Below are 21,220 nucleotides of genomic sequence, written 5' to 3' on the forward strand. Positions count from 1 at the left end.
CAAGCCGAAAGTAACGAGGTGGATTACGCTTCGCCAATCCACCCTACAAAATGGCGCAGCCATCATGCACGCTCGCCAAACTTCCCTGCCATGTTCGCATCCCCACCCCAATCCTCTGGAAACAGTCCGGCGCGCACATCACGGTGAAACGACGAGTACGGCCAGTCGCAAACTCTCGAGACGTGCCCGTGCTTCACAGGGTTGTAGTAGCAGTACTCAACATGGCGCGCGTAGTCGGCTTCGTCACGGATCAAATGCTCCCAGAACCGACGTTGCCAAATACCGCGTTCGTTCCGGGCGGCGCGGACAGCGCTCAACTGCTCGTTCGCTGGAATTGCTTTGGCAAAACGTGTCTTGATCAACCGCCAGCGCGCCGAAAAATCAGCATCGCCTGGCGGTAGCGTCCAAATTGCATGTAGATGGTCCGGCAGAACCACGAACGCATCGACACCGAAGGGATGACTCTGCCGCGTTGCTGCGACCGCGCCCCGCAAGCTTTCGATCTGGTCGGTCAAAAGAGCTTTCCGCCGATCGAGCAAATTCACCGTGAAGAACCAGCATCCTCCGGGAACGAATACGCGGCGGTAGTCGGACATTTGAAATCGATAGCACAGCTTGAATTTGGCTCACAGTGGTGGATTACGCCTTCGGCTAATCCACCCTACGAATTTTGTGCCTACTTCGTCGCCTTGCGCACTCCGCCGAACGAGGCCGCATCGAACTTCTGCGGATCGACGGGCTCGTAGCGCGACCACTCCATGTCGGACACGTTGCCGTAGCGCTCACCCCAAGCCTTGTCAGTCCTCGTATTGCCGGGCGCGACGGGGCGGATTTCGAAATGCAACACCTTGCTCGGGCCGATCTCGCCGATCGTATCCTTCGCCTTGACGTTCGCTCCCATCGCGAGCACCTCCCCTTTCGGCCCGACGATGCGGCCAAGCTGGACGTAGCGCGTGTAGACGATGCCGCCATTGGGATATGGGTGCTTGAGAACGACGTAGCGGCCACAGCCGCCGATCAAAGGCAGATCGCCCGGCGCCTGCTCACTGTTCTCGATCTTGACGACGATGCCGTCCGCCATCGCGGCCACCGGGCCGCCGGGCTTGTCGGAGGTGAAGTCGATTCCGGGATGCTCGTCCTGGGTCCAGCATCCGCAAGACGTCATCGTCTTGTCCGCCGGCTTGTCGGCGCGCGGAAAACTGCGCGGGGTCAGGAATTCATTGACCAGCAATCCCGGCCCTTCCGGTGACGTGAAAGCATGGACTGCATAGAGCGACAGCTTGTCGCCGACCGGCACCTCGTTCGGAAGAAACCCGTAGACCACGTCCTGGATGAAAACCTTGAGCTCGCGGCCCTTGGCGGAGCGCACCGTGATGCAATTGGTCGCCTGCAAGCCGTCCGCGTCCGGCTTGGGCATCCCGCTCATGATCAGGGCGCGCTTGAGCGCCCCGCTGGCGCACGGCTCCCCACGGGAGGCCAACGTGACGTCGAGCTTGAGCGGCAACATCGGATAGATGTCCATGCCGGTGGCGGGTCGCCGCCGCGCCAGGAATTCGTCGAGATCAGTCTCCTTGTAGCGGGCGAAGTTGAATTCGGCGTGCACCACGCCGGGGACGGCGCCGAGAACGACAAGCAGAACGGAGGCAGCAAGCAATCCCAGCTTGCAGAGAGGACGCGGCATCAACATTCGGAAATCTCGCGACGCAAATTCAATGTGCTGCCTGAGCAAACCATCATCGCATCCTCGCGGCAAGGTAGATCGTACCCTGCATCTCAATCGTGAGACGTCATGCGACGCAAAGCGCGCCTGTTCGGTCGTCCGCATGTCCACGCCTTCGACAGCCCACGGGAACCGCTGTCATCAAACTGAAACACACGCGCTCTAACCGCCTGTCAGGGTCGTCTTGCCGGAGGCACCCATCCTCTAGACAGTCCCGACAAAGCGCGCCATGCCCTTCAAGTTCATCCACCTCACCGACACGCATCTGGCGAACCCGGGCCAGCAGCTCTATGGCCTCGACCCGCGCGCCCGGCTCGATGCGGCCGTCGCCGACATCAACAAGCATCAGTCCGACGCCGCCTTCGCGGTCGTGACCGGCGATCTCACCCATTGGGGCAAGCCGGAGTCCTACGCCAATTTCGCCGACGCGATGGCTGCGCTGAAAATGCCGTACATCGCCATGGTCGGCAATCACGACCGCCGCGTGGCCTGCCTCGACGGCCTGAAGGCCGCGCCGCGCGATTCAAACGGCTTCGTGCAGGGCACGCGCACCACCGAGCACGGACTGTTCGTCTTCCTGGACACGCTGGACGAGACCAGCCACGCCGGCGAGATGTGCGCCAAGCGCCTCGGCTGGCTCGCGAGCACGCTCGCCGCAGCGCCCGCCGACCAGCAGTTCGTGGTGTTCATGCATCATCCGCCCTTCCCGGTCGGCGTGCACGCGATGGACGAGATCGCGCTCAAACAGAGCGCCGAATTCGCCGAGGTGATCGCGCCCTATCGTTCGCGCATCCGCCATCTCTTCTTCGGCCATGTGCACCGGCCGATCTTCGGCAGCTACGGCAAGATCCCGTTCTCGACCCTGCGCGGTACCAACCATCAGGTCTGGTTCGAGCTCAATGCCAACGCGCCGCATCTGGCGAGCCATGAGCCCCCGGCCTATGGCGTGGTGCTGATCGACGATGAGAACCTGGTCGTGCACAGCCACGACTTCCTCGACACCAGTCTGCGCTTCCCATTCGACCCACCGGCGGGAGTGGACGGACGCGACTATGCGCTCAATTTCCCGGCGCGGTGAGATGAGCCTCGCTGAACCCGCGGCTCTCCCGGTCGCGACGTCGGCGGCACCGCGTCTGCACGTCCTGAAGCGCTTCTCCGCCGGCTTCAAGGCTTCGCTGCCGGCCTACCTCCTGCTGCTGCCCTCGCTGATCTTCCTCGCGCTGTTCACCTATGGCGCGATGGGCCGCGTATTGATCGATGCGCTCTATCAGCGCACGACGCCGAAGGCGCCCGTCCGCTTCGTCGGCCTCGACAATATCAGCGCGGTGCTTGCCGACCCCGCCTTCACCGGCGCGGTCATCAACAATCTCATTTATGCCGTCGGCACGGCGATCCCGAGCATCGGCCTGGCGCTGCTGTTCGCGTTGGCACTGTCACGCACCAACGCCGTGACCAGCGCGCTGCGCGCCGCCTTGTTCCTGCCGGTGCTGATCCCGATGGTCGCGGCTTCCGCGCTGTTCCTATTCATCTTCCTGCCGAACGTCGGCCTGCTCGACTACTACATCGGCCGCCTGCTTCCGGTGCTGCCGAACTGGCTCGGCGATCCCGATATCGCGCTCTCAGCGATCATGGTGATCACGATCTGGAAGAACGCCGGCTATTACATGCTGTTCTTCCTCGCCGGCCTCCAGGCGGTGCCCGAGGACGTCATGGAGGCGGCCCATCTCGACGGCGCCGGCCCGTTCCAGCGCCTGCGCTACATCATCCTGCCGGAGCTCAAGCCCACCTTCTTGTTCGTCACTGTCATCGCAACGCTCAATGCAGTGACGCAGGTCGACCACGTCTTCGTCATGACCAAGGGCGGCCCGTCGAATTCGACCAATCTCGTGCTGTTCTACATCTACCAGCAGGCGGTCGAGCATTACGACATCGGCAAGGCCTCGGCGGCAACGCTGTTGACGCTCGCCGCGCTGATGAGTCTCACCGCCCTCTCCTTCCGCACGCTGGCCAACCGCGAGGGTGGCCCATGACGCTGTTCGACCGGCTGTTCCGGGACGCCCCGCTCGCCACCCGCAACGAGATCACGCCAAAGCTCGGCTTCGCGCTGACCATGCTGCTCGCGCTGGTCTGGCTGATCCCGTTCCTCTGGATGGGCGTGGCGACCCTGCGCCCCGCCTCCGACGGCATCAACCTCATGGCCGAGCTGATGCCGAGCCTGAAGCCGACGCTCGACAACATCAGGGATGCCTGGGAGATCGGTGACTTCCCGCGCTACACACTCAACACCACCATCATCTGCACCGGCATCCTGCTGGTGCAATTCTTCACCATCACGCTCGCAGGCTTTGCCTTCGCGCGCCTGAATTTCGCCGGCAAGACGCTGATCTTCTACCTGTTCCTGATGCAGCTGATGCTGGTGCCGGTGCTGCTGATCGTGCCGAACCTGACCCTCGTGGCGCAGCTCGGCCTCTACGACACGCTGACCGGCGTGATGATGCCGTTCTTCGCCTCCGCCTTCGGCACCTTCCTGATGCGGCAGGCCTTCGAAGCCATTCCGACTGAATTGGAAGACGCCGCGCTGATCGACGGCGCCGGCCTGTTCCAGCGCATCCGCCACATCTACGTGCCGCTGTCCATGCCGAGCTTTTCGGCCTTCGCCATCATCTCCGTGACCAGCCACTGGAACGACTTCCTGTGGCCGCTGATGGTGATCAATTCGCCGGACAAGCGGCCGCTCACGGTCGGGCTCTCCGTCTTCACCGCCACTGCAGAAGGCACCCAGGCCTGGGGCACCATCGCCGCGGGCACGCTGATGGTGATCGCGCCGCTGCTCATCACCTTCCTGATCTTCCAGAAGCGCTTCATCAGCTCTTTCGTCACCTCAGGCATCAAATAGGAGAGTTTTCGATGCTGTTTACCCGCAGGCTCATGCTGGGCCTTGCCATGGCAGGCTCTATGGCTAGCGCCCTCGCCTTTCCGGCCATCGCCGGCGAAGGCCCGACCGAGATCGACCTGTTCTTCCCCGTCCCCGTCGACGGCAAGCTCGCCCGCGACATGGGCACCCTGATCAAGGAGTTCAACGAGACCCATCCAAACGTCAAGGCGACTGCGGTCTACACCGGCTCGTACGACGACACGCTGATCAAGACCCGCGCCGCCATCAAGGCCGGCAAGCCACCGGCTGCCGTGATCATGTCGGCGAATTTCCTGCTCGACATGCAGATCGAGAACGAGCTCACCAATCTCGATAGCCTGATCAAGGCCGACGGTACTACCAAGGAGCAGTTCCTCGGCCAGTTCTTCCCAGCGCTGCAGGGCAACGCGGTGATCGACCGCTCGGTTTATGGCGTGCCGTTCCACAATTCGACGCCGCTGCTCTACATCAACGCCGACAAGGCCAAGGAAGCCGGCCTTGATCCGAACAAGCCGCCGCAGACCTGGGCCGAGCTCACCGACTGGGCCAAGAAGCTGACCAAGCGCGAAGGCGACAAGGTGACCCAATGGGGTATCGCGATCCCCTGCGCCTATGACTATTGCGGCTGGATGATGGAAACGCTCACCATGTCCAACGGCGGGCGCTACTACAACGAGGAGTTCGGCGGCGAGGTGTATTACGACACGCCCTCGATGCTCGGCGCGCTCACCTGGTGGAACGATCTCATTGCCAAGCACAAGGTGCATCCGCCCGGCGCCACGCCCGGACCTGCCGTCAGCACCTCCTTCATCTCCGGCAACGCGGCGATGATCATGCTCTCGACGGGTTCACTGACCTATGTGCGCGACAACGCCAAGTTCGCCTACAAGGTCGCCTTCATCCCGCGCAACGTCCGCAATGCCGTGCCGATCGGCGGCGCCTCATTGATCATTCCGGCCGGGCTCGAAGCCGAGAAGCAGAAGGCCGCCTGGACCCTGATCAAGTGGATGACCTCGCCCGAGAAGAGCGGCTGGTGGAGCCGCGCCACCGGCTATTTCGCGCCCAACATGGCCGCCTACAAGACGCCTGACATGGTCGAGTTCCTGAACAAGAACCCGGATGCCAAGACCGCTGTCGAGCAGCTCGACGTCGCAAAGCCCTGGTTCGCGACCTACAAGACCGTGCCGGTGCGCAAGAACCTCGAGGACGAGGTGATGCTGGTCCTCAACGGCAAGAAGCAGCCGAAGGAGGCCCTCGTCGCCGCCCAGAAGGCCGCCGACGAGACGCTCAAGCCGTACAACGCGGAGACGTCGCTGAAGCTGCCGTAAGGCCGGCTACAACGGCAAACGAACATCGGCGCTCCGTCATGCGGGGCGCCGAATTCGTTTGGACGGCCGACGGCCCTGCCCATTAACCCGCCGTCCACCATCCGCCCCGTCCCGCCGCCGGTAACCACGAGAATTAACAAACCCTCAACGCACTCCAGACAAGTTTAGCAATGTTTCTGAGGGGTTTCGTCGTGGATCTATTGGTTATCGAGTTCCTGGGACTGGCTCTGGTCGCCATGTGCGTACTTGTGGTGGCACTGCCATGCGCCCGGAAATCCTCGCAGCGAGTCCGCTACGAATAGGAATTTCGTCGGAGAAACGCGATTCCGGCCCAAATGCAAGGCTCGAATTCGCATCGAGCCCCTTGACATCACAGCGCTTTCGGCGGAACGGCTGATGATCTCGTCATGGGCCGTTCATGGATCTGATTACCACCACCGCTGACCTCGCAGCTGCCTGCAGCAGGCTGGCCAAGCACCCCGTCATAACAGTCGATACCGAGTTCCTGCGCGAAACCACCTACTACCCGCTGCTGTGCGTGGTGCAGATGGCCAGCCCCGAGGAAGCCGTGGTCATCGACACCCTGGCCGAGGGCATCGACCTCAAGCCGTTCTTCGAGCTGATGGGCAATGAGGGCGTGCTGAAGGTGTTTCACGCCGCCCGGCAGGACATCGAGATCATCTGGCATCAGGCGGGCATCATCCCGCATCCGGTGTTCGACACCCAGGTCGCGGCCATGGTGCTCGGCTATGGCGACAGCATCGCCTACGATCAGCTGGTCGAGAAGGTCACCGGCCACCGGCCGGACAAGACCCATCGCTTCACCGACTGGTCGCGCCGGCCGCTGACCAAGGAGCAGATGCACTACGCGGTGTCCGACGTCACCCATTTGCGCGACGTGTTCGCGGCGCTCGACGCCGATCTCAAGAAGCGCCGCCGCAGCGAATGGGTCTCCATCGAGATGGAGGTCCTGACTTCGCCCCGGACCTACGACTTCCACCCCGAGCGCGCCTGGGAGCGGCTGAAGACGCGGGTGCGCAAGCCGAAAGATCTCGCGGTGCTGATGGAGGTCGCGGCCTGGCGCGAGCAGGAGGCGCAGAGCCGCGACGTGCCGCGCGGCCGGGTGCTGCGGGATGAGGCCATCAGCGACATCGCCACCCACGCGCCGAACACGCTGGAGAAGCTCGCCCATCTGCGCTCGGTGCCGAAGGGGTTTGAGAAATCCAAATGGGGCGCGGACATCGTTGCCGCGGTCGAGCGCGGGCTGGCGCGCGATTTCTCGACGCTGCCGAAGCTGGAGAAGCCGCGCAACAACAACAATGGCGCCGCCATCGTCGAGCTGCTGAAGGTGCTGCTGCGCATGACCGCAGAGCGCCATGCCGTGGCCAGCAAGGTGATCGCCACCGTCGACGATCTCGAGGAGATCGCAGCCAGCGACGAGGCCGATGTCCCCGCTTTGCGCGGCTGGCGCCGCGAATTGTTCGGCGACGCCGCGCTGAAGCTGAAGCGCGGCGAGCTGGCGCTCGCGATCGAGAAAGGCCGCGTGATCGGGGTGCAGCGGGCTTAGACGGCCTCGATTCCTCCCCGCGGTCGTCCTGGCGAAAGCCAGGACCCATTGCCCCAGCGAGGAATTTGGCGACGACTCGTCGTTCGGTACACCTACCGCGCTCGATCGAAAGATCACGCGGTGATGGGGTGGACGGCCCCCTACGGCATCAGTGTGCCAGAATGAGGTTGTCACACACTCATTCACAGGAGCCGTCCGTGGGTCAGATTATCCGCATTGGAATGGATACGTCGAAGTATATTTTCCAGCTCCATGGCGTTGACGCCTCCGAGCAGGTCGTGTTGCGCAAGCGGCTCAGCCGCAAGGCGATGCTGGAGTTTTTTGCCAAGCTGCCGCCGACGGTGGTCGTGATCGAGGCTTGCGGGGCCGCCCACCACTTGGCACGCGAGCTCGGCCGGCTGGGACACACGTTCAAGCTGATTGCGCCGCAGCTGGTGAAGCCCTACGTGCCGCGCAACAAGAACGACGGGCGCGATGCGGAAGGGCTGTGCGAGGCGGCGAGCCGGCCGCGGATGCGGTATGTGGCGGTGAAGACGGCGGAGCAGCAGGCTGCACTGATGCTGCTGGGCGTCCGCGAGCAATTGGTCGCGCGTCGCACGCAACTCTCCAACACGATCCGCGGGCATGCGGCGGAGTTCGGTCTGATCGCGGCCAAGGGGCTGGACAAGCTCGCCGCGTTCCTGGCGGCGATCAGCCAGGACGAAGGCGTGCCGGCGCTGGCCCGCGAGCTGTTTGCGATGCTGGCTCGCCAATATGACCAGGTGCAGGTCGAGCTGAAGGCGGTCGAGGCCAAGCTGCTGGCCTGGCACCGGGCCGATGCCACGAGCCGGCGATTGGCGCAGATCCCGGGGATCGGTCCGGTCACGGCGGCGGCGCTGGTGATGAAGGCGCCCGACCCACACGCCTTCCGCTCGGGGCGGCTGTTCGCAGCCTGGCTCGGCCTGACGCCCAAGGACCATTCCACTGCGGGAAAGACCCGGCTCGGCAAGATCACCCGGGCAGGTGATGAGAGGCTACGTCAGCTGCTGGTGGTCGGGGCAACCTCGGTGGTGAAGATGGCCAAAACCCGAGATCGCGGGCCTCGCTGGCTGATCGAGCTGTTGAAGCGCAAGACGCCGAAGCTGGCCGCAGTGGCGCTGGCCAACAAGATGGCTCGCATCGCCTGGAAACTGATGACCACGGGGGAAAGCTACGATAGCGCGCGGATCGATGCCCAAATGGCCGTTGCCGCGTAGTTGAGAGATTCGGCCGGCCGGCGACTTAGTCCGCCGACCGAACCGGAGCTGCAGGAGCAGAGGAGATGGTGTGATCGGTCGACCCGAGACGCGAGCAAATCCGTGGGACCCATTGGCCGAGCAAGGTCGCAGCGGTGATTGGAACTCGTGTTGCGGAAACCATCTTGGCCAGCGGCTACAAAGCTGCATCAACAGGCCGCACATATGGATGCAAGCGATCCGATCAAACCTCACAAAGCTCTTGTGCCACGGGGGCCGTCCACATATGGGTCCTGGCTTTCGCCAGGACGACACCGATGGTGTGGTGAGCCGCTCGGCTCACGGTAGCACGTCAGCCTCTACGCCGGCGTCAGCTTCGCCACGTCCCCCTTCATGTCCTCCAGCACGCCCGAGATGGCGGCAACCAGCTCGTCGATCTGGCCCTTGGTCGCGATCAGCGGTGGGCAGATGGCGATGGCGTCCAGCATGTTGCGGGAGATCACGCCGCGCTCCTGGAGCATGCGGCTGGCGATGCCGCCGACGGCGCCGGGCGTCGCGGCTGCCGTCTTGCGGCCCTTGTCGAGCACGAGTTCGATCGCAGCGATCATGCCGACGCCGCGAACCTCGCCGACCAGCGGATGGCTGGTGAGCTTGCGCAGCTTGCCCTGCATGTAGCCGCCGAGCTCGGCGGCATGCGCGACCAGGCCGCGCTCCTCGATGATCTTGAGGTTCTCCAGCGCAATGGCCGAGCCGACGGGATGGCCGCCCGCGGTGAAACCGTGGCCGAGCACGCCGATCTTGTTGCTCTCGTCCGCGATCGGCTCGAACATGCGGTCGTTCAGGATGATCGCCGACAGCGGGAAATAGCTCGAGGTGATCTGCTTGGAGACCACGATCGCATCGGGCTTGATGCCATAGGTCTCGCAGCCGAACATCTTGCCGGTGCGGCCGAAGCCGCAGATCACCTCGTCGGCGACGAGCAGGATGTCGTACTTCTTCAGGACCTTCTGAATCTTGTCCCAATAGGTCGCCGGCGGCACGATGACGCCGCCCGCCCCCATCACCGGCTCGCCGAAGAAGGCCGCGATCGTATCCGGCCCCTCCTTCTGGATCAGCGCGTCGAGCTCCTCGGCCCGCCGCGTCGCGAACGCCTCCTCGCTCTCGCCGGGCGCGCCGTCCTTATAGAAATGCGGCGAACCCGTGTGCAGGATGTTCGGCAGCGGCAGGTCGAACGAACGGTGATTGTTCGGCAGGCCAGTGAGGCTGGCCGAGGCGATGGTGACGCCGTGATAGGCGCGCAGGCGGCTGATCACCTTCTTGCGCTGGGGCTGGCCGAGCGCGTTGGAGCGATAGGCGATCAGCTTCAGGACCGTGTCGTTCGCTTCCGAGCCGGAATTGGTGAAAAACACCTTGCTCATCGGCACTGGCGCGAGTGCAACCAGCTTCTCGGCGAGGTCGATCGAGGGCCCGTGCGACTTGGCCGAGAACGTGTGATAGAACGGCAGCGCCTGCATCTGCTTATGCGCGGCCTCGACCAAACGCTTCTCGTTGAAGCCGAGCCCGACGCTCCACAGACCCGCCATCGCCTCGAAATAGCGCTTGCCCGCCCCATCGAACACGTAAGGCCCTTCGCCGCGCTCGATCACGAGGGGACCGGCCTGCTGGTGGGTGCGCGCGTTGGTGTAGGGATGGAGCTGGTAGGCCACATCCCGGGCCTCTTGCGAATTGGGCAGCATGGACATTGCAGGGATCCCTTACAGTCGTGACGTCGCCGACACAGCCGGCGTCATCACTTGATGATCACGTTACCCGGCTATTGCGATGAGACGAAGCTTGCAACGCCAATTCGTCGGCAGCAAGCGCTCAGCAGCGTTGCACAAAGCCGCATATCGGGAATGGAGAGCTCTCAGGCCGCGTCGTCGTCATCCCCATTGTCAGCGGCGGCGGCCTCCCTCACCTCAACGAGCGCCATCGAGAGCAGATAGACCGTTGTGGGCAAGCCGACGCGGCGCGCCGTCTCGACGGCACGCGACAAATCGCTTGCCAGCTCCTTGAGCTGCTCTCCCCGTGACAATGTCTCAACCCCACCCGCCGATCGCGGCCGCCTACACCGCAACAGCGCCGCTGGTTCTGATCTGTTCGGCGCTGGAATGGATCGTAGCAAAGTTCCCGACGACATTCACCACTGCACGCTTGTAGGCGGCCGCATCGCCCGTGCCCGGCTGACGGCAGGCCACCGCGTCAGTGACCACCTCGTAGCGATGGCTGCGGTGAAACCCGTCCACGGCGGTGGCCAGGATGGTCTCGTCCAGGGAAAAGCCGGCCAGCACGCAGCGCACATTGCGGATATTGGACATGTAGTCCACAAACCGCGACGAGCTGTAGGCCGACGGCAGCGGATGCTCGAACGTCATTTCTCCCGGGCGCGGCTTCGCCTCCGCGATCCAATCGGTCAGCCTGGATGCCGGATTGAACCAGGCCGCCTGCGCGATGCGCTTCAGATGCATCACGGGCCAGAGGTTGCCGCGCCACAGGGTCAGCAGTTCCATGCAGCGCGCGGTGGCGGCGTCGCCGTCGAGGATGACGTGGCGGCGCCCCGGGGTCAGATATTCGACCTGGAGATCCGCGCAGACCAGGATCGGCGGGTCATCGTGAATGGAAACCGGCATTGTCTTGCGCGCAGCTGCACCTGTTTCAGCGGTCGGCGAGCGCGAGGTCCCGCAGCGGCGAGGTCACCGCCCGCCCCGCGGAGGCGTCGAGCACGCCCGGCCGATCCCAATCGCCTTCGGGCCGGATGATCACATAGGGATCGCTGTCCAGCGTAATGGCGTCCGGTCCCGGCTCGATCTCCAGCAGCATCTCCGTGTACGAGAAGTCGGAGAAGGTGATTTTGCGGTTGTGGCCGAGCGGCTTGGCGCCGAAATGAGCCCAGAAATCGACCAGCCGGTCCTGCGCCTGCCCGTAGATCTTGCGAAAACCCTTGCGCTTCACGTAGTCGACGCTGGCCTGCACCAGCTTGAACGAGACGCGCGAGCGCCGGTGCTGGTGACGCACCGCAAGCCGCTCCACCTTGGCGAAATCGCCGAAGAAGCGCACCCGCAGGCACCCCGCGGGCTCGCTGCCGACGAAGCCGATGAAATGCGCGGCGACCATGTCGTTGCCGTCGAACTCCTCCTCGAACGGACAATCCTGCTCGGCGAGATAGACCGCAGAGCGGATGGCGGTGACCAGCATGAGATCGCTGGGATCGCGCGCTAGGCGGATGGTGATGGCGCGGGAGTCGGGCTTGGCGACAGGAATTCTAGTACCGTGCATTTGCAAAACTCCTTGCTTGGATGATCGCACCCGGCATCGGCATCTGTTGGCGGTGCCAGGGGCGCTCGTAGCACCAGAGGTCGGGTTGGAAGCTCGGAACGGGCGAAAAGCCCGTCGCCTTCATGATGTCGCGTCCGGCCACGGTTGACGGCTGCGCATAGCAATCGGCGCCACGAAACCTTAGCTGTCGCAGATGAGCCGCCGCCTTGCCGAGACCAGCGATGCCACGCCCGGTCGCCGCGATTGCCCAGATGTAGATGGCTGCAACGTCATCCTTCGCCGATGCGAGATAGCGCGTCTCGGGCGCGGTGAGGCAGATCTCGTCGAGCAGCAGCGCGTCATGCCCGCGCTCGTTGAGGAACAGGAAGGCCATGCCGCCGAGCAGGCGGCCCTTCCGGCTGAAGGTCAGGATGCTCTCGGGATCGAACGTGAAATATCTTGCAAGCTCGGCTGTTCCAATCCGCACGCCCGGCACCAGGCGATGCGCCATCTGCGAAAGTGCGGCGATTTCGGAAAATTGCGCGCAACGGACATCGACGTCCGGACTCAGCGGCAGCGCGTCGAAATCGTGCCTTGCGGCAAACGAGCCCCTTTCCATACCGATATCGCCCCTCTATCGTTTGCGGCTTCGTACCCCGCTATGAGGGCGAGCTTAGCGGTTGGGGATCAGGAGTATGCAGCAGTTATTGCACCGGGGTGCTGCGATGATGCAGCACCGTGAAGAAGCCCTGGATGCGTCCTGGGATGATTTGAAGCTGTTTTTAGCATGCGCAAAATATAAAAGTTTTCGCAATGCGGCCGAAGAGCTCGGGCTCACCTCAACCACGTTGATGCGCAGGATCGACCGGCTCGAGGAGAGTATCGGCTGCAAGCTGTTCCTGCGCGACCAGAGCGGACTCACGCTCAGCGATGAAGGCACCGCGATGATCGCCGACGTTGCGCATATGGAGCGTCACGCCTTCAACGTCTTCCGCCGTGCCTCGCGTTCGTCGAACGACACCGCAGGCACCGTGCGCGTCGCGGTCACGGAGGGGCCCGGCAATTTCTGGATCCTGCCACGCCTGATCGATTTCCAGAAGACCTATCGCAAGATCACCGTCGATCTGCGCTGCGCCATGGAGCAGGCCGACGTCGCGCGGCTGGAATCCGACATCGCGATCCAGCTCGAGCCGCCGACCAATCCGGATCTGATCGTCGCCAAGCTCGGCCGGCTGCACATCTATCCATTCGTCTCCAAGGAGTACGAGAACCTCTACGGCGTGCCGGCGACGCTCGCTGAGCTGAAGGACCACCGCATCATCAAGCAGAGCGCGCCGCAGGTCGACGACGGCGCCTATGCGCGCGTGCTCGGGCTGAAATCGCTGGAAGGCGTCGTCGGGATCAAGACCAACTCCTCGGTCGGCGTGCTCTATGCTGTCGAACGCGGTGCCGGCATCGGCTTCCTGCCGACGGTGTCGATCGCGCTCGGTGCGCCGCTCGTTGCCGTCGATCTCGGCGTCAGCCACCACGCCGATCTCTGGCTGACCTACCACAAGGAGTTCCGCACCTCCGAGCGGCACAAGATCGTGGTCGACTGGCTGAAGAAGATCTTCGATCCCAGGACCTATCCCTGCTTCCGCGACGAGTTCATCCATCCGGACGCGCTGGTGCCGATGATGACGGCCGTACGCGAGGGCTTTGGGCTGACGGGGTATGTCGCGGCAACGCCGGCGTGAGTCACCACCTGTATTCGAAGCCGAGTGTGCCCTGGTGCGAGGTGAGCTGGTTGCGGAACTTGCCGTCGTAATTGACGTAGAGCCGTGCGACGCTGGTGAGGCTGAGCGAGGCCGAGGCGCCGGCGTCCATGCCGTAGCGGCTCTCGCCGATGCCGGGCACGACGATGCTCTGGGTTCCCAGGCTGACCTGGATCGATCCGAGATCCTGGTGGAAATTGTCGACGAACTTGCCGTAGGCGGACAGGTCCAGGATTTTCTGGTCGATGACGAAGTAGCGGCCGATCTCGGCTCCGATCATCACGCGCGCGCGTGACAGCGCTGTCGATCCCACGTTCAACGGATCGAGCCCTCCGGTCTCCTGGAACGCGGCGCTGGTGGCGCGCACATATTCGAGGGCGGCCTTGGGCACGATGCGCATCTGGTCCTTGGTCCAGTAATAGCTGATCTCGGTCAGCGCGCCGTCGACGGCTGCGCGATAGCCTGCGGTCGCAAGGCCAAAGCCAGTATCGCGGCTGGAGCGGACCTTGCCGAAACCGTGCACTACCGCAAAGGCCCAAGTCCACGGCCCCTTGTCGACCGAGCCGTTAAACCCGACCTGGGTCAGGTCGAGCGTCGCCGACTGCAGCGCCAGCGGCACGTCGATGTCGGTGTGGCTCTGGTCGACCGAGAAGCCGAGATTGACACCAGGCGCAACTCGCGCGCCAAAACCGGCGACGCCGCCAAACGTCTTGCGCTTGTCGCCGACGAAGTCGCCCTGCGGATCGGTCCGCACCGAAATGCCGTAGCCTTCAAACCAGGTGCGATAGCGCGGATCTTCGGTGGCCGCCGATGCTCCGCCCCCGTCGGGATTGGTGCGGAACACCCGGTTGACGCCGCCAGATGCCTGGTTGCCAAGGCGCTCCAGAAAATTCGAGCCGAGATTGAGTGCGGCGTTGCCGGACGACTGATCATAATTGGTCGAGATCGCAGACGGTGTTGGAGGCGGTGGCGGCGCCGGGCCGATCTGAGCGAAACCGGGAGTGGCCGTCGCCATCAAGCCAAACACGACAATACTCGCGACCTTGGCCGTCATCCGACGAACCCGGTCCCCTCCAATCACCTGCCGTGTCCCGGAGAGCTGCGACGTGCAGCACATGACATGAATCCCGAAGCAAAGTGGCGGCGCGCAAAAATGCAACAGGACTTGCGGCGCATGCGGCGATTTGTGCCGAACTGCCACGGAGGGTCAACGCTTGGCGCGCCGTGGCCGAGCCTATTGCCCACGATTGTGGTTCCGCGGCCACAGGTCGAAAATTGCACGCGGGCGCTCGCGATGCGATCTTGAAATTCGCCCTCTGCTTGCTTATGCGCGATTTTCATGTTGCAATATTCGACACAATCGGAATTGGCCGCTCGGCTGTGCGTTTCGCGACGATGAGACTCGAACAGACTTCCGGAAGCCCGTTTGTGGCGTGGCACGCGAAAAGCGGCCGCGTCTTTTTTGTATCTAGCGGAGGAGACGAACGATGCCACAAAAGGGCACGGTTAAATGGTTCAACCCGACCAAGGGCTATGGGTTCATCAAGCCGAACGGCAGCGATAAGGACGTGTTCGTCCACATCTCCGCCGTCGAGCGCGCCGGACTCTCCACCCTCAACGAGAACCAGGTGGTTGAATACGACCTCGTGGAGAACCGCGGCAAAGCATCCGCGGAGAACCTCAAGGTCTCCTGATTTCTCTCAGGATACGCGAGAGATCATGACGTTGCCCCCGGCTCTGCCGGGGGATTTCGTTTGGGGCGACCAAGCAGCGGCGGGTCAGCTCACCACCGGCGCAATTAGGAAATTCTCCGAAGCAGAGCTTCCCGCTGTCTTGCAGACGTCGCCCTCGATCCGGACCTTACCGGTCGCGAGCAGACGCAGCGCCTCGGGATAGATGCGGTGCTCGACTTCGAGGATGCGCTCCGACAGCGTGTCCGCCGTGTCGTGATCGCTGACAGGCATTGCGCCCTGCATCACAATCGGCCCGGCATCGGTCTCGGGGATGACGAAGTGAACCGTCGCCCCGGACAGCTTGACGCCGGCGCGCAAGGCTTGGCCGTGCGGGTCGAGGCCAGGGAAGGACGGCAGGAGCGAGGGATGGATGTTGAGCATCCGCCCGTGCCAGGCCCTGGTGAATTCGGCCGTGAACAGGCGCATGAAGCCGCCCAGACAAATCAGCTCGATGCCGTGCCGGTCGAGCGCGGCCTGCAGCACCTTCTCGAAGCCGGCGCGGTCCTTGCCGAACGGCTTGCTCTCGATCACCTCAGTCGTCACGCCGCTCGCCCTGGCCCGTTCGAGTCCGAGCGCATCGGCCTTGTTCGAGACGACCAGCGAAATCTCCGCCGGAAAATCCGCAGCAGCGGCGGCCCTGATCAGCGCGGACATGTTGGAGCCGCGGCCGGAAATCAGGATGGCGACGCGGCGCTTCATCACAGCGCCAGACATCACAGCGCCATGTCGAGATGGCCGTTATAGACGACGCGGTGCTCGCCCTCGGCCGGGATCACGGTGCCGAGCTGCGCCACCGTCTCGCCGGCGTCGGTGAAGACTTCGACCACCTTGTCGACCTTGTCAGGCTCGACGATCGCGATCATGCCGATGCCGCAATTGAACGTGCGCAGCATTTCGAGCTCCGCGATGCCGGCCTGCGCCGCCAGCCATTTGAACACCGGCAGCACCGGCAGGCGTGCGAGGTCGATTCCGACGCCGAGGTTCTTCGGCAGCACGCGCGGAATGTTGTCCGTAAAACCGCCGCCGGTGATGTGGGCGAGCCCCTTCACCGCGCCAGTCTCGCGGATCGCGCGCAGGCAGGATTTGACGTAGAGCCGCGTCGGCGTCAGCAACGCGCCGCCCAGCGTCATCACGGGCGCGAACGGCGCCTGCGCCTCGAAGCCGAGACCGGATTGTTCCACGATCTTGCGCACCAGCGAAAAACCGTTGGAATGCACGCCCGAGGAGGCGAGCCCGATCACGGCATCGCCTGCGGCGATGTCCTTGCGCGGCAGCAGCGTACCGCGCTCGGCGGCGCCGACGGCGAAACCGCCGAGGTCGTAGTCGCCGTCCTTGTACAGGCCGGGCATCTCGGCGGTCTCGCCGCCGATCAGGGCGCAGCCGGATTCGCGGCAGCCTTCCGCAACGCCCGCGACAATAGCAGCCGTGGCCTCCGGGTCGAGCTTGCCGCAGGCAAAATAATCCAGGAAGAACAGCGGCTCAGCGCCCTGCACCACCAGGTCGTTGACGCTCATGGCGACGAGGTCAATGCCGATCCCGCCATGCAGGCCGGTCTCGATCGCGATCTTGACCTTGGTGCCGACGCCGTCGGTCGCCGCGACCAGGACCGGGTCCTTGAAACCGGCCGCCTTGAGGTCGAACAAGCCGCCGAAGCCGCCGATCTCGGCATCGGCGCCGGGCCGTGCGGTGGCGCGGACCATCGGCTTGATTAGGTCGACCAGGCGGTTGCCCGCGTCGATATCGACGCCTGAATCGGCGTAGGTGAGGCCGTTTTTGCGGTCGGTCATGCCCGATTTCCAGTGGGTTTTGCGGCTGGTTACGTCGAATTCCGGGGACGCGCAATGGCTCGCATGGCGCTCCGCCCTATACTATGTAGACATATCAACCGGTTCAGCCCTGGGACGGGCCGAATTTGCGGTCAGATCGGTGCCGGGAAGCGCTGCGTGAGTATTCCGAATATCATTACCCTGGGCCGCATCATGCTGGTCCCGATCATCGTCTGGGCCATCGTGTCGAGCCAAATGGAGGTGGCGTTCGCCGTCTTCCTGATCGCCGGCATCAGCGACGCCGTCGACGGCTTCCTGGCCAAGCGCTTCAACATGACGAGCGAGCTCGGCGCCCTGCTCGATCCGCTCGCCGACAAGGCGCTGCTCGTCTCGATCTACCTGGCACTCGGCATCTGGGGCGACATCCCGCGCTGGATCGTGATCCTGGTGGTCTCGCGCGACATCATGATCGTCGCCGCCGTGATTGTATCCTGGCTGTTCGACAAGCCGGTCGAGATGAAGCCGTCGAAGGTGTCGAAGCTCAACACCGCAGCCCAGGTATCGTATGCGGCGCTGGTGCTGGCGTCCCTCGCCTTCGGCTTCAAGCCGCAGCCCTATGATATGATCATGATGGGCCTCGTCACCATCTTCACGCTCTCCTCCGTGTCGCTCTATCTCGTCGGGTGGCTGCGGCACATGAGCACGATCGAGGCCAAATGAATGGGATGCGGCCCCGCAAAAGGCCAACTCCCGCTCGATGAAGTCGACTCTTTTCAAACCAGGCCGGCGCGCCGGCACGGAGCAAGGCAAGCGTGGCAGGCCGCGTTCATCCCCGACAATTGGCGTTCTCGCTCCCACACGCGGAAAGCCTCAGCCGGGACAATTTCCTGGAGGGCCCCGCCAACGCGGCCGGTCTCGGCCTGATCGACAGCTGGCCGGAATGGCCGCACCGCATCATGTGGCTGGCCGGCCCCGAAGGAAGCGGCAAGAGCCATCTCGCCGCGATCTGGGCCGAGGTATCAGGCGCGCGCTCGACCACGGCCGGTGCGCTGACCGCCGCTGATGTTCCCGGTGCGCTCGCTACCGGTGCGCTGGTGGTCGAGGATCTCAGGGCGAAGGATTTTGACGAACGCGCCCTCTTCCACCTGATGAACCTCGCCCGCGAGGATGGCGCCCACGTCCTCTTCACCGGGCGCGAGGTGCCGGCATCGCTCGTGATCGAGCTTCGCGACCTGCGCTCGCGGCTGCGGGCGGTGCCCGTGGTCTCGCTGCTGCCCCCCGACGACCAGCTCTTCCGCGGCCTGATCGTCAAATTCTGCGCCGACCGCCAGCTCAATGTGGACGAGAGCGTGGTCAGCTACCTCGCCACCCGCCTCGAGCGATCCTCGGCGGCCGCCCGGCAGGCCGTGGAGTTGCTCGACAGCGAGGCCCTGCGGCTCGGCCGCCCCGTCACCCGGGCACTGGCCGCCGAGCTGCTTCGCGACGCCTGAGCGGCCTGCGGGTCGCCAAGGCCGCTTGACGCGGCGCGGCAGCGGAACGTCAATGTCATCGAAATGATTGCGCCTGTAGCGTTACAGCCCGATGGCGGGGGAACCATGCTTTTGGGCCGCTGGCGAGTTACTCTATCGGCTGCGTCATCGAAACGTCATCGGACTAACACATGCTCCCGCCGGTTTTGCGCGTAAGTCGCAAATCGGGGTGAACTGGATGGATCGACTTCTCATGGACTCTGCGCAAGCCGTTGAAATTAAAGAGAAAGGCCCGGAACCCGAGGGCCTGCCGGCGATCGCTACGAGCCCCGAGCGGTTCATCAACCGTGAGCTCTCCTGGCTGCATTTTAACCGCCGCGTCCTGGAGGAATCGGTCAATCCCAGCCACCCCATGCTGGAGCGGGTGCGATTCCTGTCGATTTCAGCGAATAACCTCGACGAATTCTTCATGGTCCGCGTCGCCGGCATCAAGGCCCAGGTGCGCGAGGGCATTGCCGAACGCAGCCCCGACGGCCTGACGCCGTCCGAACAGCTCGCGCTGATCAACCGCACCGTCTCCGAGCTTGCCTCCGACCAGCAGGCGATCTGGCGCGACCTGCGCGGTACGCTGGCCGATGTCGGCATCGTGCTGGTCGACGGCAGGGACGTCACCAAGACGGAACGGACCTGGATCGAGGACTACTTCCTCCACAACGTGTTCCCGCTGCTGACGCCGCTCGCCATCGATCCGGCCCACCCCTTCCCGTTCATTCCGAGCCTCGGCTTCACCATCGCGCTCCAGCTCACGCGCGCCGCCGACGGCAAGCAGATGAACGCGCTGATCCGCATGCCCGGCAAGATCGACCGCTTCATCCGCCTGCCGGCCGAAGGCAAGGTCGTCCGGCTGATCTCGCTGGAGCAGGCAACCGCCCTGTTCATCAACCGCCTATTCCCCGGCTACAATCTGCACGGCCAGGGCGCCTTCCGGATCATCCGCGACTCCGAGCTCGAAATCGAGGAAGAGGCCGAAGACCTCGTCCGCCTGTTCGAGACGGCGCTGAAGCGCCGCCGCCGCGGGTCGGTGATCCGTCTCGAGATCGACGCCAAGATGCCGGAGGAGCTGCGCAGCTTCGTGCAGCACGCGCTGTCGGCCGCCGACGACGAAGTGTTCCTGGTCGACGGCGTGCTCGCCATGAACGAGCTCTCGCAGCTCACCCGCCTCGACCGTCCCGACCTCGAATTCACGCCTTACGTGCCGCGCCATCCCGAGCGCGTGCGCGAGCATGGCGGCGACATTTTTGCCGCGATCCGGCAGAAGGACCTTGTCGTCCATCATCCCTACGAATCCTTCGACGTGGTGGTGCAGTTCCTCCAGCAGGCCACGCGCGACCCTGATGTCGTCGCGATCAAGCAGACGCTCTACCGCACCTCCAACAACTCGCCGATCGTGCGCGCGCTTGCGGAAGCCGCTGAGGCCGGCAAGTCTGTCACCGCATTGATCGAATTGAAGGCGCGCTTCGACGAGGAAGCCAACATCCGCTGGGCGCGCGATCTCGAGCGCGCCGGCGTGCAGGTCGTCTACGGCTTCCTCGAGCTGAAGACGCACGCAAAGCTCTCGATGGTGGTGCGCCGCGAAGGCGGCAACCTCACGACTTACGTCCACACCGGCACCGGCAACTATCATCCGGTGACCGCGCGCATCTACACCGACCTCTCCTACTTCACCTCGGACCCGACCATCGGCCGCGACGCCGCCCGCGTGTTCAATTTCATCACCGGCTATGCCGCGCCTAGCGATCTGGAAAAGATGGCCGTGTCGCCATTGACCTTGCGCAAGCGCATCATCGAGCACATCCAGGGCGAGACCGCGCACGCAAGGCACGGCCGGCCCGGCGCGGTTTGGATGAAAATGAATGCGCTGGTCGACCCTGATATCATCGACGCGCTCTACGAGGCCTCGCAGGCCGGCGTCCAGGTCGAGCTCGTGGTCCGCGGCATCTGCTGCCTCAGGCCCGGAATTCCAGGCCTGTCGGAGAACATCCGCGTCAAGTCGATCATCGGACGCTTCCTGGAACACGGTCGAATCTACTGCTTTGGCATGGGCCAGGGCCTGCCGAGCGCGAAAGCGGCTGTGTATATCTCCTCAGCCGACATGATGCCGCGCAACCTCGACCGCCGCGTCGAGGTGCTGTGTCCGCTGCAAAATCCCACGGTGCATCAGCAGGTTCTCGAACAGATCATGGTCGCGAATCTCAAGGACAATGAGCAGAGCTGGCAATTGTTGCCGGACGGGTCCTCAACGCGTATGAAGACCGCGAAGGGCGAGGAGCCTTTCAACGTGCACAACTACTTCATGACAAATCCGAGTCTCTCTGGCCGTGGAAAGTCGCTCAAGGAATCCTCGCCGCGCCGTCTCACGCGCCGTAATGAACGTCACCAATCCTGATTCCGGAATCGCGAC

21 protein-coding genes are annotated in these 21,220 nt (G+C 63.9%); 11 read left to right on the top strand and 10 right to left on the bottom strand.

All coding sequences use genetic code 11. The features are described 5' to 3' along the window. Positions 1–62 precede the first annotated feature (62 nt). A complete protein-coding gene (locus tag NLM27_RS15175; protein ID WP_254144070.1) occupies positions 63–596 on the bottom strand; it encodes a transposase in 534 nt (177 codons plus the stop codon). Between the two features lie 80 nt (positions 597–676). Further along, entirely contained in the window at positions 677–1,687 is a 1,011-nt protein-coding gene (locus NLM27_RS15180; protein WP_254144071.1) for a M23 family metallopeptidase, read from the bottom strand. Positions 1,688–1,949: 262 nt separating this feature from the next. Here NLM27_RS15180 and NLM27_RS15185 point away from each other — a divergent pair, with 262 nt between their 5' ends. The 6 genes from NLM27_RS15185 to NLM27_RS15210 all read left to right on the top strand — a co-directional run bounded on the left by NLM27_RS15185 (position 1,950) and on the right by NLM27_RS15210 (position 8,764). After that, entirely contained in the window at positions 1,950–2,798 is an 849-nt protein-coding gene (locus NLM27_RS15185) for a phosphodiesterase (RefSeq protein WP_254144072.1), read from the top strand. A gap of 1 nt (position 2,799) precedes the next feature. Beyond that, the gene (locus NLM27_RS15190; protein WP_254144073.1) at positions 2,800–3,750 is read left to right on the top strand and encodes a carbohydrate ABC transporter permease; all 951 of its coding nucleotides are present in this window, start codon (positions 2,800–2,802) and stop codon (positions 3,748–3,750) included. Continuing rightward, positions 3,747–4,616 carry a carbohydrate ABC transporter permease gene (locus tag NLM27_RS15195; RefSeq protein WP_254144074.1) on the top strand — a complete coding sequence of 290 codons (870 nt, stop codon included), beginning with the start codon at positions 3,747–3,749 and terminating at the stop codon, positions 4,614–4,616. The genes NLM27_RS15190 and NLM27_RS15195 overlap by 4 nt, the downstream gene beginning before the upstream one ends. An 11-nt stretch (positions 4,617–4,627) precedes the next feature. Then, positions 4,628–5,962, top strand: a complete 1,335-nt coding sequence (locus tag NLM27_RS15200) for an ABC transporter substrate-binding protein (protein ID WP_254144075.1) — start codon at positions 4,628–4,630, stop codon at positions 5,960–5,962. A gap of 418 nt (positions 5,963–6,380) precedes the next feature. Then, on the top strand, positions 6,381–7,529 hold the full coding sequence (gene rnd / locus NLM27_RS15205) for a ribonuclease D (protein WP_254144076.1): 1,149 nt from the start codon (positions 6,381–6,383) through the stop codon (positions 7,527–7,529). A gap of 197 nt (positions 7,530–7,726) precedes the next feature. After that, entirely contained in the window at positions 7,727–8,764 is a 1,038-nt protein-coding gene (locus tag NLM27_RS15210) for an IS110 family transposase (RefSeq protein ID WP_254144077.1), read from the top strand. A 338-nt stretch (positions 8,765–9,102) separates the two neighbouring features. Here the strand turns inward: NLM27_RS15210 and NLM27_RS15215 are convergent, their stop codons facing one another. The 5 genes from NLM27_RS15215 to NLM27_RS15235 all read right to left on the bottom strand — a co-directional run bounded on the left by NLM27_RS15215 (position 9,103) and on the right by NLM27_RS15235 (position 12,656). Beyond that, entirely contained in the window at positions 9,103–10,485 is a 1,383-nt protein-coding gene (locus NLM27_RS15215) for an aspartate aminotransferase family protein (RefSeq protein ID WP_254144078.1), read from the bottom strand. Positions 10,486–10,649: 164 nt separating this feature from the next. Continuing rightward, the gene (locus NLM27_RS15220) at positions 10,650–10,817 is read right to left on the bottom strand and encodes a hypothetical protein (RefSeq protein WP_254144079.1); all 168 of its coding nucleotides are present in this window, start codon (positions 10,815–10,817) and stop codon (positions 10,650–10,652) included. A gap of 31 nt (positions 10,818–10,848) precedes the next feature. Then, on the bottom strand, positions 10,849–11,412 hold the full coding sequence (locus NLM27_RS15225; protein ID WP_254144080.1) for an isochorismatase family protein: 564 nt from the start codon (positions 11,410–11,412) through the stop codon (positions 10,849–10,851). A gap of 25 nt (positions 11,413–11,437) precedes the next feature. Beyond that, on the bottom strand, positions 11,438–12,058 hold the full coding sequence (locus NLM27_RS15230; protein ID WP_254144081.1) for a GNAT family N-acetyltransferase: 621 nt from the start codon (positions 12,056–12,058) through the stop codon (positions 11,438–11,440). After that, positions 12,045–12,656 (bottom strand): hypothetical protein, encoded by a 612-nt coding sequence (locus tag NLM27_RS15235; RefSeq protein WP_254144082.1) that lies wholly within the window; start codon positions 12,654–12,656, stop codon positions 12,045–12,047. The genes NLM27_RS15230 and NLM27_RS15235 overlap by 14 nt, the downstream gene beginning before the upstream one ends. A gap of 76 nt (positions 12,657–12,732) precedes the next feature. Between NLM27_RS15235 and NLM27_RS15240 the strand changes: the two genes are divergently transcribed. Continuing rightward, the gene (locus NLM27_RS15240) at positions 12,733–13,773 is read left to right on the top strand and encodes a LysR family transcriptional regulator (RefSeq protein WP_254144083.1); all 1,041 of its coding nucleotides are present in this window, start codon (positions 12,733–12,735) and stop codon (positions 13,771–13,773) included. Between the two features lies 1 nt (position 13,774). Here the strand turns inward: NLM27_RS15240 and NLM27_RS15245 are convergent, their stop codons facing one another. After that, entirely contained in the window at positions 13,775–14,908 is a 1,134-nt protein-coding gene (locus NLM27_RS15245; protein ID WP_254144084.1) for an autotransporter outer membrane beta-barrel domain-containing protein, read from the bottom strand. Between the two features lie 370 nt (positions 14,909–15,278). Here NLM27_RS15245 and NLM27_RS15250 point away from each other — a divergent pair, with 370 nt between their 5' ends. After that, positions 15,279–15,485 (top strand): cold-shock protein, encoded by a 207-nt coding sequence (locus NLM27_RS15250; protein WP_007591938.1) that lies wholly within the window; start codon positions 15,279–15,281, stop codon positions 15,483–15,485. An 84-nt stretch (positions 15,486–15,569) separates the two neighbouring features. Here the strand turns inward: NLM27_RS15250 and purN are convergent, their stop codons facing one another. Both purN and purM read right to left on the bottom strand, forming a co-directional pair. Beyond that, entirely contained in the window at positions 15,570–16,223 is a 654-nt protein-coding gene (purN, locus tag NLM27_RS15255) for a phosphoribosylglycinamide formyltransferase (RefSeq protein WP_254148831.1), read from the bottom strand. Between the two features lie 14 nt (positions 16,224–16,237). Continuing rightward, positions 16,238–17,311, bottom strand: coding sequence for a phosphoribosylformylglycinamidine cyclo-ligase (gene purM / locus NLM27_RS15260; RefSeq protein ID WP_254144085.1), 1,074 nt, complete (start codon positions 17,309–17,311; stop codon positions 16,238–16,240). 156 nt (positions 17,312–17,467) lie between these two features. Between purM and NLM27_RS15265 the strand changes: the two genes are divergently transcribed. The 3 genes from NLM27_RS15265 to NLM27_RS15275 all read left to right on the top strand — a co-directional run bounded on the left by NLM27_RS15265 (position 17,468) and on the right by NLM27_RS15275 (position 21,205). Continuing rightward, positions 17,468–18,010 carry a CDP-alcohol phosphatidyltransferase family protein gene (locus NLM27_RS15265; RefSeq protein ID WP_254144086.1) on the top strand — a complete coding sequence of 181 codons (543 nt, stop codon included), beginning with the start codon at positions 17,468–17,470 and terminating at the stop codon, positions 18,008–18,010. A 92-nt stretch (positions 18,011–18,102) separates the two neighbouring features. Continuing rightward, entirely contained in the window at positions 18,103–18,780 is a 678-nt protein-coding gene (locus NLM27_RS15270) for a DnaA ATPase domain-containing protein (RefSeq protein WP_254144087.1), read from the top strand. Between the two features lie 232 nt (positions 18,781–19,012). Then, positions 19,013–21,205 (top strand): RNA degradosome polyphosphate kinase, encoded by a 2,193-nt coding sequence (locus NLM27_RS15275; protein ID WP_254144088.1) that lies wholly within the window; start codon positions 19,013–19,015, stop codon positions 21,203–21,205. Positions 21,206–21,220: the final 15 nt, after the last annotated feature.

Source organism: Bradyrhizobium sp. CCGB12 (assembly GCF_024199845.1).
GTDB lineage: Bacteria > Pseudomonadota > Alphaproteobacteria > Rhizobiales > Xanthobacteraceae > Bradyrhizobium.

What these genes read in the sequence shown, in the direction of transcription:
- NLM27_RS15215 (WP_254144078.1), bottom strand. Translation starts at nt 10,485, where the DNA reads ATGTCCATGCTGCCCAATTCGCAAGAGGCCCGGGATGTGGCCTACCAG.
- NLM27_RS15235 (WP_254144082.1), bottom strand. Translation starts at nt 12,656, where the DNA reads ATGGAAAGGGGCTCGTTTGCCGCAAGGCACGATTTCGACGCGCTGCCG.
- NLM27_RS15275 (WP_254144088.1), top strand. Translation starts at nt 19,013, where the DNA reads ATGGACTCTGCGCAAGCCGTTGAAATTAAAGAGAAAGGCCCGGAACCC.
- purN (WP_254148831.1), bottom strand. Translation starts at nt 16,223, where the DNA reads ATGAAGCGCCGCGTCGCCATCCTGATTTCCGGCCGCGGCTCCAACATG.
- NLM27_RS15225 (WP_254144080.1), bottom strand. Translation starts at nt 11,412, where the DNA reads ATGCCGGTTTCCATTCACGATGACCCGCCGATCCTGGTCTGCGCGGAT.
- NLM27_RS15195 (WP_254144074.1), top strand. Translation starts at nt 3,747, where the DNA reads ATGACGCTGTTCGACCGGCTGTTCCGGGACGCCCCGCTCGCCACCCGC.
- purM (WP_254144085.1), bottom strand. Translation starts at nt 17,311, where the DNA reads ATGACCGACCGCAAAAACGGCCTCACCTACGCCGATTCAGGCGTCGAT.
- NLM27_RS15245 (WP_254144084.1), bottom strand. Translation starts at nt 14,908, where the DNA reads ATGTGCTGCACGTCGCAGCTCTCCGGGACACGGCAGGTGATTGGAGGG.
- NLM27_RS15190 (WP_254144073.1), top strand. Translation starts at nt 2,800, where the DNA reads ATGAGCCTCGCTGAACCCGCGGCTCTCCCGGTCGCGACGTCGGCGGCA.
- NLM27_RS15175 (WP_254144070.1), bottom strand. Translation starts at nt 596, where the DNA reads ATGTCCGACTACCGCCGCGTATTCGTTCCCGGAGGATGCTGGTTCTTC.
- rnd (WP_254144076.1), top strand. Translation starts at nt 6,381, where the DNA reads ATGGATCTGATTACCACCACCGCTGACCTCGCAGCTGCCTGCAGCAGG.
- NLM27_RS15200 (WP_254144075.1), top strand. Translation starts at nt 4,628, where the DNA reads ATGCTGTTTACCCGCAGGCTCATGCTGGGCCTTGCCATGGCAGGCTCT.
- NLM27_RS15230 (WP_254144081.1), bottom strand. Translation starts at nt 12,058, where the DNA reads ATGCACGGTACTAGAATTCCTGTCGCCAAGCCCGACTCCCGCGCCATC.
- NLM27_RS15180 (WP_254144071.1), bottom strand. Translation starts at nt 1,687, where the DNA reads ATGTTGATGCCGCGTCCTCTCTGCAAGCTGGGATTGCTTGCTGCCTCC.
- NLM27_RS15185 (WP_254144072.1), top strand. Translation starts at nt 1,950, where the DNA reads ATGCCCTTCAAGTTCATCCACCTCACCGACACGCATCTGGCGAACCCG.
- NLM27_RS15250 (WP_007591938.1), top strand. Translation starts at nt 15,279, where the DNA reads ATGCCACAAAAGGGCACGGTTAAATGGTTCAACCCGACCAAGGGCTAT.
- NLM27_RS15240 (WP_254144083.1), top strand. Translation starts at nt 12,733, where the DNA reads ATGCAGCAGTTATTGCACCGGGGTGCTGCGATGATGCAGCACCGTGAA.